The organism is Litoribacillus peritrichatus (assembly GCF_039537985.1).
GTDB lineage: Bacteria > Pseudomonadota > Gammaproteobacteria > Pseudomonadales > Litoribrevibacteraceae > Litoribacillus > Litoribacillus peritrichatus.
In genome coordinates this window covers 939446-952229 of record NZ_BAABBN010000004.1, presented here as the reverse complement: position 1 = coordinate 952229, position 12784 = coordinate 939446, and the positions used below count along the sequence as shown (strand labels likewise).

13 protein-coding genes and 1 pseudogene are annotated in these 12784 nt (G+C 46.0%); 10 read left to right on the top strand and 4 right to left on the bottom strand.

Features of this window, described 5'->3' with window-relative positions; all coding sequences use genetic code 11:
• Nucleotides 1-262: 262 nt before the first annotated feature.
• Nucleotides 263-460: pseudogene (locus ABD744_RS05570) on the top strand (hypothetical protein); the annotation flags it as partial.
• Here ABD744_RS05570 and ABD744_RS05565 read toward each other — a convergent pair.
• Entirely contained in the window at nt 432-1538 is a 1107-nt protein-coding gene (locus ABD744_RS05565; RefSeq protein WP_344796281.1) for a helix-turn-helix transcriptional regulator, read from the bottom strand. The pseudogene ABD744_RS05570 and the gene ABD744_RS05565 overlap by 29 nt on opposite strands.
• Nucleotides 1539-1552: 14 nt before the next feature.
• Nucleotides 1553-2515: a helix-turn-helix transcriptional regulator gene (locus ABD744_RS05560; RefSeq protein WP_344796279.1), complete on the bottom strand. Its 963-nt coding sequence runs from the start codon at nt 2513-2515 to the stop codon at nt 1553-1555.
• Between the two features lie 197 nt (nt 2516-2712).
• Between ABD744_RS05560 and ABD744_RS05555 the strand changes: the two genes are divergently transcribed.
• The 3 genes from ABD744_RS05555 (at nt 2713) to ABD744_RS05545 (ending at nt 5988) form a co-directional block, all read left to right on the top strand.
• Nucleotides 2713-4515, top strand: a complete 1803-nt coding sequence (locus ABD744_RS05555) for a hypothetical protein (RefSeq protein WP_344796277.1) — start codon at nt 2713-2715, stop codon at nt 4513-4515.
• 919 nt (nt 4516-5434) lie between these two features.
• A complete protein-coding gene (locus ABD744_RS05550; RefSeq protein WP_344796275.1) occupies nt 5435-5677 on the top strand; it encodes a type II toxin-antitoxin system Phd/YefM family antitoxin in 243 nt (80 codons plus the stop codon).
• 8 nt (nt 5678-5685) lie between these two features.
• Nucleotides 5686-5988 (top strand): type II toxin-antitoxin system RelE/ParE family toxin, encoded by a 303-nt coding sequence (locus ABD744_RS05545; protein WP_344796274.1) that lies wholly within the window; start codon nt 5686-5688, stop codon nt 5986-5988.
• 42 nt (nt 5989-6030) lie between these two features.
• On the opposite strand, the gene ABD744_RS05540 is transcribed toward ABD744_RS05545, so the two are convergent.
• A complete protein-coding gene (locus tag ABD744_RS05540) occupies nt 6031-6906 on the bottom strand; it encodes a LysR family transcriptional regulator (protein ID WP_344796272.1) in 876 nt (291 codons plus the stop codon).
• Between the two features lie 109 nt (nt 6907-7015).
• Between ABD744_RS05540 and ABD744_RS05535 the strand changes: the two genes are divergently transcribed.
• Together ABD744_RS05535 and ABD744_RS05530 are read left to right on the top strand one after the other, a co-directional pair.
• Nucleotides 7016-7936 (top strand): DMT family transporter, encoded by a 921-nt coding sequence (locus tag ABD744_RS05535; RefSeq protein ID WP_344796270.1) that lies wholly within the window; start codon nt 7016-7018, stop codon nt 7934-7936.
• A gap of 54 nt (nt 7937-7990) precedes the next feature.
• On the top strand, nt 7991-8194 hold the full coding sequence (locus tag ABD744_RS05530) for a 2-hydroxymuconate tautomerase family protein (protein WP_344796268.1): 204 nt from the start codon (nt 7991-7993) through the stop codon (nt 8192-8194).
• A 19-nt stretch (nt 8195-8213) separates the two neighbouring features.
• Here ABD744_RS05530 and ABD744_RS05525 read toward each other — a convergent pair whose 3' ends face one another.
• Nucleotides 8214-9128: a LysR family transcriptional regulator gene (locus tag ABD744_RS05525; protein ID WP_344796266.1), complete on the bottom strand. Its 915-nt coding sequence runs from the start codon at nt 9126-9128 to the stop codon at nt 8214-8216.
• Between the two features lie 117 nt (nt 9129-9245).
• On the opposite strand from ABD744_RS05525, the gene ABD744_RS05520 reads away from it, so the two are divergent.
• The 4 genes from ABD744_RS05520 (at nt 9246) to ABD744_RS05505 (ending at nt 12689) form a co-directional block, all read left to right on the top strand.
• A complete protein-coding gene (locus ABD744_RS05520; protein ID WP_344796264.1) occupies nt 9246-10274 on the top strand; it encodes an SMP-30/gluconolactonase/LRE family protein in 1029 nt (342 codons plus the stop codon).
• 48 nt (nt 10275-10322) lie between these two features.
• Nucleotides 10323-11231: a hypothetical protein gene (locus ABD744_RS05515; RefSeq protein WP_344796262.1), complete on the top strand. Its 909-nt coding sequence runs from the start codon at nt 10323-10325 to the stop codon at nt 11229-11231.
• Between the two features lie 52 nt (nt 11232-11283).
• On the top strand, nt 11284-12228 hold the full coding sequence (locus ABD744_RS05510; RefSeq protein WP_344796260.1) for a hypothetical protein: 945 nt from the start codon (nt 11284-11286) through the stop codon (nt 12226-12228).
• 182 nt (nt 12229-12410) lie between these two features.
• The gene (locus ABD744_RS05505) at nt 12411-12689 is read left to right on the top strand and encodes a DUF1330 domain-containing protein (RefSeq protein ID WP_344796258.1); all 279 of its coding nucleotides are present in this window, start codon (nt 12411-12413) and stop codon (nt 12687-12689) included.
• The last annotated feature ends 95 nt before the right edge of the window (nt 12690-12784 follow it).

Here is a 12784-nt window from a genome sequence, read left to right as displayed (position 1 = left end):
TAGCTCTTGCCTGTGAGCCGATCCAGGCCACACAAAAAAGCACGCCCGACATATCTCGCAGCGAAGTTGGAGAGACACAACGATAGAATGGTATCGCATCTAAGGATATCTGAGCTTTGCGTGGCTTAGGCATAAGATTGATCTTTACTAGTTTCAACACAAAAACACTGCATATAAAACCAGCAATAGATACTATCGCCAATTTTCTTAGAATAGGGTCCATGTTTATTACCGTAGAGTTACGGTGCTTTAAGTTCGTCGCTTGTTGTCCATCAAACACCATCAGCAAGACGGTAAAAACTTCTGGCATTGGGTGGTGTTTAAGCGGGTCGACGGGCAAGCGTTTGTATTGGATTCGGCAAGTTACCTGCCTTCAAATATTCGAACGGATTTCGAAGCGATGACGCCCAAATGGTTCATCGAAGTTCTCTCTACATCTGCGTCAATAACAACTGAATAAGCTGAACCTGGTTTCGAACGCCCAATTTGGAAAAACAGGTTACCAAGGTGTTACGTGTGGTATTGAGAGCCACATTCATGTCCTGGGAGACTTCTTCCAACGTTTTCCCTTCTAACATCAGCAAGCAGAGTTCCGCCTGACGCTGGGTGAGCGAAAACCTTTCCATCACCATTTTGTAATGCGGGATGCGCCGACGCGCAATCAGCAGTGCCATGCCAGTGGAGTCATAACCTGATTGTTCGAAATCAATCAGCGGTAAAGTCCATAGGTTTTCAATTTTCTCGGCAGAGTACAGCTGAACAAACCCCAAGGTGGAGCTGTTCAGGGTATCCGGGTGGCTGGCCCAGCCGATGCTTTTTTGAAGCTGGCTGTGTTGACGAGTATCTGCGGCCATCAATTGCCCGTGAGACACTCCCAATAGCGCAGTTTCCTTCATCCATTCTTCGGCTTCGCGATTCATCATGACGACTTTTAGGGTTTGATCCACAACAAACACGGGCCGATCCAATTGATGAATAAAGCTTTGCCAGTGGTGCTGATATCGACTAGCCACTTCAAATATCGGCGCCAAACGTACGTAATGACCAAAGTGCGGACGAAGCAAATTCAATGAGGTTTCAATTTGTTCCGAAAATGCCCCTTGCTGACGACCTCGTTGAAAAGACACTTTAGCGTGATAACCGTCACTCATAAGAAAGGAGGTGCCAATCGCGTGGCAGACATCAAAGGGCTTCCCCCAGTCGGTATAAAACTCGGAGTTTTTATAATCTTTATCCGATAAGATTCGCTCGCCCGTGATGAATACACCATTGTCCAGGTTGCGGGCATAAGCGGTTTTCGTCCAGGGGTCACAGGTTACAAAATACTCCTCGTAGGTTTTCATCGACTGCTCGTTGTAGCCAAGCATGTGCAATGCTTTTAAGTCGTGAGTCTCAAGGTTTTCCACCTGGAATGCCGCGTAAGGAGAGTCTATCTGTTCCTGCAGATCTTGCAGGATCGTCAATAAGTCGCCCGGCCGGGTGACCGCACTGTACAGCCGATTAATATACTGTGTGATTAATTTAGGATCAGTAAACATGACTGTTTGGTCTATTAAAAAATATTAGGCCAGATCATCGCGGCCATTTGTGACTGGCTTTGAACACCGAGTTTCTTGTAAATCGCTTTAAGGTAGGAATATACCGTACTCACTTTTAGCCCCGTTAATGCAGCAATTTCTTTAGCCGATTTACCGCAACACGCCCACCCCGCTACCGTTGCCTGGGAATCGGTCAACCCAAAGCCCTGTGTTAGCCAATCAGCATTTGGCGAATTATCCAAAGGCTTTAACGTCAGGTAGTACACGGCTTGTTGCCCCGACCAGGAGAACAAGTCATCCAGCGAATACAGCAACATGCACTCATAAAGGCAATCATCCGCCTGATAACGGAAACTGATTTTTTCATTAGGAAGAGGGTCGGAAAGATAATCGGTCACTTTCAGCTGGCCTAACTTGGCCAGTTTACGGGCATTGACCGAAATGGTTTTATCCTCAATCAATGCTTTAGCCAGGTAGTTGCTGTGCAGAATACGACCATTAGCATCGAGTTCCAGCATCGCCAGACGCACCGTATCTAATGCCAGATTCACCAACCGTCGTTGACCAAGAAAGTGCGAGTGCTTGATCCCTATGGTTAACGACGCCATTAAGCAGTCATCAAACTGGCTCAACCACAATAAGCGTTCAGCCATCACTGTATCCTGATCAAAACTAAGGGTTAATTCGACACCATGACCTTCCACAAGCCAATTTCGACGGTATTCGTTTCCGAAGCCCTGTTGACTAACACCTTGTTGAGCGATCACATCCTTGCGATTTCCTTGCACTCCTTTCGCGTACCGAGCCCGTTCGACATTCAATGACGGGATACTTAACCGGCCTTCCCTTGCCTGGCTATAGTTCACCAAAACATCCAGCCATCCGGACCAACAAACGGCCTTCTGAACATCAATGTTCATGGCGTGAATTAAGTCCTCCATGGCCCGGCTTATCACCTCAGCAGTAACGCTCGACATGGTGTCCTCAATCTCTCTGGTACAGGGGTAACTATAGTAGTGTTCCGCCCTATTGTCTCAATAGTGCAATTTAGGGTATTGATCGAAATTTACCTCACTTTTCACCCTAAATTTGCTCATACCCCAGCCATTAGCTTCTCCCTATGATTGCTCCGCCTAAAAATTATTTACATACATAAAAAGGGTTGGGAGAAACAATGAAAAGAACACTCGTTATCGGACTGACGTCCGCTGCGCTTGCTGCCTGTGGCGGTGGCTCAGGATCAGGCTCAAATTCAGAAACAGACTCAGGTGCAAATGCCGCCAGCGGAAGTGTCCAAGTAGGGTATCTGGATACCGTGGCAGGGCTTTCTTACCGCACAGCAACACTTTCAGGTGTCACCTCCGAGCGAGGAGCCTTTGAATATCGGGAAGGTGAAGACATTACTTTTGCTCTGGGAACGACCGATCTGGTGACAGTGACGCCAGAAACAAACCTGTCTCTGTTTGAACTGCTGGACAGCGCCTTCACCTTGCCTCGTACAGCAAAAGAGATTCGCGCCCAGCTGCGTGCGCCTGAAAGTTATGAGGTACAATCTCAACTGGCCAATATTGTGGATTCGAATCATCCGAGCCAGGTTTCCGGGTTGCACCAAGCCTCCAACATCATGCAACTACTACTGGCCCTGGATAGTGACCGCGATGCCTCTAACGGGATTGATCTTACTCAGACGGAATGGCAGCCAACCCTGGATGAGCTCGACGTAACATTTGAAATGCGACTCAGTGACTTCTACAAAGTCGAGCCTATGCTAACCTTCCAGCAAGAAACCGGTATTTCACTCGCAATGGACAAAACAGTACCACTAACAACCCTCTATCAACTGGGTGGTGTAAACGTGAGTGCTACCGTCAGAGCGCGCGATATTAGTTTCACATCTTCCGTCGCCTATAGCACAGACTATGTCTTAAATGAGTCAGGCCAAGTTACGGCTAAGACTAAGATTGATACTAAAAGAGAAGAGATCGCGTTAGAGTACGATGCCAACGGAAATCTCACCCAAGAAACCAGCCGTACAGATCAGGACAGAAATGGCTCATATGATTCTAGCCATGTTCTTACTCGTACCTGGAATGTGTTTTCCATGCCAACCACTACTGAATATTCTTACTATACTGGCGATCTGGAAACCTTAAACAACATCAACTTCACCCAATACACCTACCGGGACAATCGTACCCGACTAACCGAGCGTGCTTATCTAACGGATAATAACGGCGATGGTACCCCTGATAATTTTCAGAACGCCACCTACCAAGCGGATGAAAAGAATCGTTTGATTAGCATTTCGAGCGAGAAAGTGGACGCCGATGGAAATCCAATCCGAACAATCTCTATCGAAACACAAAGCTATGACGAGGCAGGACGCACTGGACGATATATCTACCGAGGCGGGTTTGATATGAACGGTCAAAACCCAACGTCTAACTCAGCTTTTACCTTTTCCTATGAAGGTAACAGTACCTCACAGACGATTATTGAAGATGGACTGACGTCGGTCTACACCGAAACCTATAACAACGATGGCTTGATCATCTTAAAGGAAGCCACCTTGTTTAACGCAGAAGAACAACTCATCTATCAATCCAACGCACCATATAGCTATGATGAGCAAGGCCGTTTGACCGGGTGTGAAGTCAGTGTTCGTGAGCAGCCAACCACCCCAGTTATCGTAACTAAGAGAGTGTCTTATAGTTACGATGAAAACGGTGTTTCAACAATCACAAGCCAACAATTGGCCGATCAGCAAGTCACCAGAGAAAACACCGTCACCTTTGAATACGGTGAAGACGGTGAACGACTAAAATTCACTCAGGCGGCCGACAGATACACGGACTACCACTACAGCGACGACTCCCTTGAGGATGCGCTTGGCCATGTGATCAATGACTACCTCTTGAGTCAGATGCCGATTTCTCGCATGGGCTACTGCTACGTTGATGCTGGGCGTCATAGATAAGCAACGCCCTCACCGATAGGTTATATCACCTCGAAACGAGCAGATCAGCAATGGTCTGCTCGTTTCTTTATGTTTACCAGCTTCAATAACTAGTCAGGACATATATGGATGCCCCTCCGGTGTCAAGGCACAGTCTAGCAATACCTTGAATGCCTGAGTTTCAAAGCCCTTGTTTCTTAGTTACCTGGATTTCATTCTTATCTGATGAAGTCAGGGTAATGCTGACATATATCCGGCCTGAGACTTTGTTCTATCTGGCCCTAATGAGATCCGCACTTGATGGCCTTAAACAGCCACTCATCATTAAATGCCTTGTCCACACAGGCTTTCATCAAGTACGGGATACCCGCTTTATCAACATTCATAATGACTACCAGTGATCACTGTCTTTATTATACTTGCACATACCTTTCATTCTTGTGGAGTAAAACTCAGGCAATTATTGCTAAGCGATTCGCTAACGCAACGATCGCTTTACAGCTTCCCCGTCGTTCGGTCAGTTGTTTAACCCATAAAGAGAGTTTGTCCATTTTATCGTGACAGAAGCTTATTCGATGCTAGTCATCCCGTTCATCAAAATAATACAGCCGCCCAGCTTCGAACGATCAACTAAAAGAAGTTAAAGTTCAGAATAAAAAACAAGATATTAACGACCAGTCGAAAGGCTTCGGCTTCGTTCGGGTCAAAGAGCTCGGGCTGAAAAAAGTAGTCAACAGTCTACGCCCCTCCTCCAAAAGGTCTCACATCGATAATTACTTTAATAACCTGAAGGCTCGCACATAATTGGATGAGTTGCAGCTTCGACAGCTTATCTGTATTAGTTAGCCTTCTTTTCGCGCGAATCGTGCGATTTAATTAAATTGAACATTTTATACAAACACCTATAATCTTTTTGGCAACCTAAGTTTGGAGCTTGAACATGCACACATTAACAGCAAATGAAGCTAAACGTAATTTTGGTGAGCTACTTCTAAGTGCTCAACGAGCGCCAGTTAAAATTAGTAAAAACAGTAAAGATGCTGTTGTCGTTATGTCCATTAAAGACTACGAAGAACTTGAAGCAATGAAAGTCGATTACATTAAACATTGCTTTGAATCTGCAAAAGAAGACCTGGCACAAGGAAATGCAGTTGATGGAGAAATATTCTTGAAGAGCCTGTAACCTCAAGTATGCAAACGAAAAATTACAAGCTAAGTAAATTGGCACAAAGTCATTTACGCAAGATCAAAAGCTACACAGTCACAAATTTTTCCGAATTCCAGTGGAATAACTACAGAGACAACCTACTTACTGCTTTTCAAATGCTTGCCGACAACCCTGCGATAGGAAAAAGCTGTGATGAGATATATCCAAATGGCTTCTACTTCCCAGTGGGTAAGCACACAGCCTATTTTACCAAAGAAAAGGGATTTATCCTGATCGTTGCTGTTCTTGGGCAATCACAATTGCCTGAAAATCATTTGAAACTCTAAAGAAAAACCCTTCGTTAGCCCTACTCAGCCTTACAAGAAAGATCATCTCGGCGCTAGATTCGAGTGCCCCAACAGGCAGTGGTAAAACTTTAATAAACTGGGCTTGGCAGAGTCTTTTCTCCAAATCACACAGGTGGTGGTGTCGGCAATAGAGTCAGGCAGCGGGTGTGTTCTTATGCCATCTTTAAAAGGGTAATGGACTAATAGCACCTCAGGAACGATTCCCACCCCCATTCCAGCAGTGACACAATTCAGCAACGCATGATAAGAGTTGATTTCTACCACTTTAGGCGCAACATCAAAACTTTGGACCCAATCCGCAAGCCGGTTCCGGTAAGCACAACGGGTGGAGAAGCCAAGTAATGTAGGGTTGTCGCTCAAGTCTTGCGGCGATGATACCGGGGCCTGATTCCTTGATGACACTAAAACTAATCGCTCTGAAAATATTGGTGTTATTTCCAACCTCGCGTCTTTTGGTGGATCGGCCACCAGGGCTAAATCAAGTTCACCTGAGATGACCTGATCAATTAACAGGCCCGTTGGGTTGGTCTTTAGTTCCAGCTCAACATCAGGAAAATCGGTGTGATAATCGGTCAACACGCTCGACAACCGAGAAGCCGCAAGCGCTTCCATGCTCCCGACCCGAAGACGACCGGTTGGGTGATCCAAATTCAGTTGCTCAACAGCCTCATCCGCCAAAGCCAATATCTTGACCGCATAACCAAGCAGCTGTTCACCCTCCGGCGATATACGCAACCGATTCTTCTCACGAATAAACAGCTGCTTTCCAAGTTCAGTCTCCAGCTTCTGAATACGTGATGTGATGTTAGAAGGCACCCGATGAAGCATCTCCGCCGCCCGGCTCACACCACCTGCTTCCACCACCGCCTGAAATACAGCCAAATCCGAAAGTTCCACCTGCCCACCTTTTCTTATTTAGAGAAAATATATTTCATAATTATTCATTATTTTGAAAAACATTAAAACGATATAGTGATCAAATCAACAAACTTAAGGGATGTATTGGATGAATAACGCTCACTCACAGGGCTACTTATGCGCGATTGGCGCGGTATTAATTTGGTCTGGTTTCATTCTGGTATCCCGAGTGGGTGGCATCAGCCCCCTGCTACCTTACGACGTGATTGCGATTCGCTACGTAACCTGTGCAGCCTTGCTTCTGCCGTTTTGGCTAATTTGGAAGCCTTTTAACTTATTTCAGGCTAAGTTCATCATCACAAGTTTAATCGGGGGTCTGGGCTACGCAATCTTTACATTTAAAGCCTTTGAGATAACCCCGGCCTCTCACGCAGCCGTGCTTCTGCCGGGATTATTACCTGTCTCTATTGCAGTTTTGGCCATGCTACTGAATAAAGAACGGCATTTACTTAGCAAGTGGGTCGGCATTGCGGTTATCACCTTTGGTATTTCAGCGTTGTTTTGGCAAGAACTGAGTCAAACAGGCAGCCTGTCGAAAGGCCATTTATATTTAACCGGAGGCGCCATCTGCTGGGCAATATTCTCAGTATTAATTAACCGTTGGAACATTTCCCCCTGGGAAGCAACCGTCAGTCTCGCGGTAATTACCTGCGTTATTTACTTACCGCTCTATTTATTGTGGCTACCGAAAAATATTCTCAACAGTGGATTCGAAGAAATACTACTGCAGGCGTTTTATCAGGGTTTCATGGCCACCATAGTACAAATGTTGTTGTACGTTCGGGCTGTTCAGTTAATCGGTGCGGCTCAGATGGGTTCCATGATGGCGATAGTCCCGGTCTTGGCTGGTTTTACAGCCATTCCCCTGTTCAACGAAGAGGCAAGTATCACTTTGGGTGTGGCCCTACTGTTTGTCAGCATCGGCGTCTGGCTGGCCAATACGCAATGGATACGCCACCAGAAACCAGCGACATCCTCCCAGTCTCTATCAACAAAAGCCGGAACCTAAGATTCGAAGCGATAATCTCAAAGTCATTAATCATTCATAAACAGGAAAGCATCCATGCCTTACATCAACATCAAAATTACCGACGAGCAAGTCACCAGAGAACAAAAAGAAGCACTTATCAAAGGAGCCACCCAACTGTTGGTGGATGTTCTGGATAAAAACCCCAAAACCACCGTTGTCGTCATTGATGAAGTCAACACAGATAACTGGGGGGTAGGAGGCGAAGTCGTCACCAAACTCAGGGCAAACAAGGGTTAAAATCAGAAGGTGGCTTGGCTCAAGCCACCTCAATATACTCTTTCAGCAGTTCAGACGACTCGATCGACTCATAGCAGAACTCTTTAAATGCCTGTAGCGCCGGAGAAATAAACGAGGAGTTGGGATAGACAAGATAAAAATCTATGTCCTCTAATCGGTAGTCAGGCAACACCCGGACAACAGAACCTTCTTTTACTGAAAGATTAGAAATAAAGCTTGGCAAAATGCCTAACCCCGAGCCTCCAACCAGTGCTTCGTGTAAATAGAGAATACTATTCACCTGTATCACGGGTTGAGCAATCGTCACCTTATGCGCCCCATCCGGCCCCAGTACTTTCATTTTATTCTGCCGCCAGTTATTAAAGGACACCCAATTGTGCGAGTTTAAATCTCGCAACTCACGAATCTCTTTCGCATTGGCAAGATACTCAGGGCTGGCGAAAATACCCCGTTCACAAGAAAAAAGATGCCGGCAAATAATCGAAGAATCCTCTAAAACGCCCCCTCGAATTGCGCAATCAATGCCCTTTCCAACCAGGTCTTCGGAGCCGTCCGATAAGATGACCTCCAGCTGCACCTTAGGGAACTTTTTAATAAAGGCACTGGTAATTTTTGAAAACAGGTTAACCCCTAGCGCAGGTGGAAACGTAATTTTTAACGTGCCGGAAGGTTCCATCTTCTGGCTTTTGATCATCTGCTCTGACTTTTTAAGCTGGGCCACCAAAGGCTCGCACGATTGATAAAACCTCAGCCCCATATGAGTCAATGAGATTTGTCGTGTCGTACGATGAAACAACTGAATCTCCAGGTGTTTTTCTAGTTCTTTAACTTGCCTGCTGACCTTTGACTTGGTAATGCCTAAGTCTTCTGCGGCCTTTGTAAATGAGCCAGCCTGAGCCACGGTCAGGAAAATTAAAGTCCGATTTAAATCCATTCTATTGTCCTACTGAAAAAACAATCTTTCTTATTTTAAGGCGATTATCGCATTTATATATGCTGTTAATCTGGCAAACAATTTTTATCACTTCAAGATTTATTACAGGGAAATTACATGTTTAATCAAAAATTCCGGAAAACTCACGCCATGTTATTAGCCACAGGTATGATATTTGGCAGTAGCTATGTGGCCGCGAATAACAATGCAATCCCACAAGAAATTAACTTCTCCAGCGAAGGGTTATACCCAGAAGGCATAGATTACAGTTCTAAGGAAAAAGCGTTTTACCTCAGCTCGGTCAGCAAAGGGCAAATCACCAAAGTCACTGCCGACGGAACACAAAGTACAGTGGTTCTGGATGATGCGCTGATCTCGTCTATTGGACTAAAAATCGATACTGCCCGTAATCGACTCATCGTGTGTAACTCCGACCCTGGCGTATCCAGCAAAAGCCTACAAACCACAAAAGGCCAATTGGCCAACATCGCAATTTACGACATAGATTCAGGTAAGAAGTTGCAGTCCATCGACTTGACCAGCAGCCTTTCTGAAAGTTCGAAGTCTAAATCCGGTCACCTTGCAAACGACGTTACTTTAGATTCAGAAGGCAATCTGTACATCACAGACAGCTTTGCACCCGTTATCTATAAAGTTACCCCCGATGGCCAGTCCAGCGTATTTATAGAAGATGAAAGATTGGCCACAGCGCCGGGCACCTTTGGACTGAACGGAATCGAATTTCATCCTGACGGGTACTTGATCACCGCCATCTACGATTCTGGCAGGTTATTCAAAATCCCGCTGAATCAGCCAACAGCATTGAAAGAGATCACCTTTGAGGTGCCGAAAGCCATCAAGATTGATGGTTTGTTGCTGACCAAGTCGAACCAACTTGCATTAGTCACGAACAGCCTGGCAGGACCAAGTTTTCCAAGCGCAGTGTATCAATTGACCACAACGGATCAGTGGAATTCAGCGCGCCTGACAGCTCAGTTTGACACAGGTACCACCTTCCCTACCACGCTTACTGAAGTAAACGATGAGCTGTTTGTGGTTTACAGCCACCTACACCAGCTCTTCAGCGGGACAAAAACACCCGTCAAAGATTTCAAAATACAAAAAGTAGAGTTCTCTGCTCTTTGATTTGAAAAACCTAAAACAATTACAAAAAAAAGATAACAAGGACAAACAATGACTACAAAAATGAAAACCATTGCGAAAGCAGTGATTGCCTCCACACTGGTGCTCGGCAGCGCCGCAGAGGCCGGTTTTAAAAATATAGAACTGGTGCCAGGCCAGGCCTGTCATGGCGGCAACTATTTTAATGGCGCTCAACTGACGGATTACGCCCATACCGAGGAATTTCTTCCGCCTTCAGTTTTCCAATATTGGAATAATTTCTCTATTTCTGAAGTCGGTGCTCTTGGTGAATTTGAAGCCCAGGAAATCACAAACTCTACGCCACTGAACACTCCGGTGGTCACCATATACAGTGATTCTACTAAAAACTTCATCTCCAGCCTGGGTCTGGAAATAGACCCTTCCCTTACACCGGACGATCATTTCAATGTTCCTATTGCTGAAGCCCACACCATGACGAGCTCTGGGCCGAGACAACAGATTCCGACGGCATCAAAGAACATTCATAAATTTAATCCGGTGCAAAACCGTTTAGACCCGATCACCGTTGCCGACTGGAACAAGGCCAAAGGCCATGCCTTATTGAAGTGTAAAAGTAATGGTAATGGCGCCGTTCGCTTAAACGCTTCCGGCCTTGTTCCAAATGGCGTTTATACCGCATGGCAAGTCTTCGCTGTCACTAACCCGCCAAACGGAGAGGAAGGCCCAATTCCGATGACCTTCAGCCCAATGGGTGGCCTGGACAACACCATTGTTGCCGACAAACACGGCCGAGCTACGTTCAAACGAGACTTGACCTACTGCCCCTTAGAGCGTGAAAACCCATTGATGTACGTCTCATTATTCCTGCATTGGGACCACGTCTTATACGGCACCAGCCCCGTGATGATGGACAAAGGGATGATTCCTGGCCGCATTGGTTCAAACCACTTGTGTTTCCCGGTAGGCGACCACCTTTAAGTAAAAAATAAACACAATGAAACCAGACAAAACTTATATTTCCGGAGAAAACATGCAATTTCTGAAAAAAGCACTGACCCTAGCCACCACAGCCGCCATCGCAATCTCTGTCACAGGCACTGCGAATGCATCTAAGACCACAAAAATCCAGGGTTATGTATCGCACGGTGTGAATATCTATAACGGCGAACGCATTGCAGACTACAGCAACGCATCGCCCATGGTGCCTTGGCTCAACCCAAGCCCGTTAATCGACGAAGTTCGCGCCTACGACGAAGCCAATAACACCGCCGCTGTGATCACTGGTGATACCAACAAACAAAGTTTGATCGCCACCTCTGACACCTTCTTCAATTTTATGAACCCGAATGGAATCATTGACCCAGCCCTAGTGAACACCCCTATCGGCAACATTGGCAGCAATTACTTTGGATTCCAGGCGCCAGAAGACCGAATCATTCCAGAAGCATTTCCAATGCCTGGCGCTGCGCCGAGTGTGTATTTCGCAAAACCTGTTAACGCCACGCCGACGGTTGAACAGTGGAATAAAATCAGTGGCTTAATCAGTGTCCGTGAAAAGCGTAACGGTAACTTTAAAGTCAAAGTGACCATCAAAAATGGTTTACCAAACGGGCTATATACCTTGTGGGATGTGGGTGCTACCAACCCGCTTACCGAAAATGAACAGGGTTATGCCGTTCCAATGGGCGGTTTACCTAATGTGATGGTGACTGATGCAAAAGGCTGTGCCTACGCAGAAATTGAAATGCCTTATTCCATCGTTCGTGAATGTAAAGAAGGTGCTCAATCCTGCTCAAGCTACATCAACGCTGTTTACCATTGGGATCAGCAGGTGTATGGCGCATCTCCTGGCGAAACGTTCTTAGGTTTGCCTGCCGGTGTTCTGGCAGCCAACCAGCTGACTTGGCCAACGTCAGGGGATGTACTTCTGGACCCGCCAACCCGCGTTCCGTTTAACATCCACGGTTGTTATTAACCACCCATCAATGACTTCCTGACTTTTCAGGAAGTCATAAAGACGCTGAACAGACAAGTAAGCCAAAAACTTTATTAAACAAAATCACCTTTTGTTTAATAAAACTTAACAGTCTATTTAATTTTGTTCAGGCTAGTCGACAAAAAACACCCTTATTTACTACACAAAACCGGAGAAGAATCATGTCTGCATATGTCATCGTAGGTTTCACACCAAAAGATAAAGAAAAGCTTCAGGAGTACAGCGCGTCGGTACCGCCAACCTTAGCCAAGTTTTCTGGCGAAATGCTTGCAAAAGGCCCGATCGAGCATTTGCACGGCGACGCGGATCACGCGATGAAAGTTATCGTAACTTTCCCATCAAAAGACGAAGCCATTGCCTGGTACAACTCGGAAGAGTATCAGGCATTGATCCCGACCAGAGACCAAGGCATGGATGCGAAATTTCAGTTGATCGGTTAAGAACAACTTGCTTAATCCGCATTGAAATCATCGCCCGAAATACCCCATAGCTCCGCAATGGGGTATTAAGAGAGGCTGCTCAGCCTCTCTTCTTC

Bases quoted from the DNA above. Each gene is read 5' to 3' on its own strand.
- ABD744_RS05565 (WP_344796281.1), bottom strand. From the start codon at position 1,538: ATGTTTACTGATCCTAAATTAATCACACAGTATATTAATCGGCTGTAC.
- ABD744_RS05560 (WP_344796279.1), bottom strand. From the start codon at position 2,515: ATGTCGAGCGTTACTGCTGAGGTGATAAGCCGGGCCATGGAGGACTTA.
- ABD744_RS05555 (WP_344796277.1), top strand. From the start codon at position 2,713: ATGAAAAGAACACTCGTTATCGGACTGACGTCCGCTGCGCTTGCTGCC.
- ABD744_RS05550 (WP_344796275.1), top strand. From the start codon at position 5,435: ATGCACACATTAACAGCAAATGAAGCTAAACGTAATTTTGGTGAGCTA.
- ABD744_RS05545 (WP_344796274.1), top strand. From the start codon at position 5,686: ATGCAAACGAAAAATTACAAGCTAAGTAAATTGGCACAAAGTCATTTA.
- ABD744_RS05535 (WP_344796270.1), top strand. From the start codon at position 7,016: ATGAATAACGCTCACTCACAGGGCTACTTATGCGCGATTGGCGCGGTA.
- ABD744_RS05530 (WP_344796268.1), top strand. From the start codon at position 7,991: ATGCCTTACATCAACATCAAAATTACCGACGAGCAAGTCACCAGAGAA.
- ABD744_RS05525 (WP_344796266.1), bottom strand. From the start codon at position 9,128: ATGGATTTAAATCGGACTTTAATTTTCCTGACCGTGGCTCAGGCTGGC.
- ABD744_RS05520 (WP_344796264.1), top strand. From the start codon at position 9,246: ATGTTTAATCAAAAATTCCGGAAAACTCACGCCATGTTATTAGCCACA.
- ABD744_RS05515 (WP_344796262.1), top strand. From the start codon at position 10,323: ATGACTACAAAAATGAAAACCATTGCGAAAGCAGTGATTGCCTCCACA.
- ABD744_RS05510 (WP_344796260.1), top strand. From the start codon at position 11,284: ATGCAATTTCTGAAAAAAGCACTGACCCTAGCCACCACAGCCGCCATC.
- ABD744_RS05505 (WP_344796258.1), top strand. From the start codon at position 12,411: ATGTCTGCATATGTCATCGTAGGTTTCACACCAAAAGATAAAGAAAAG.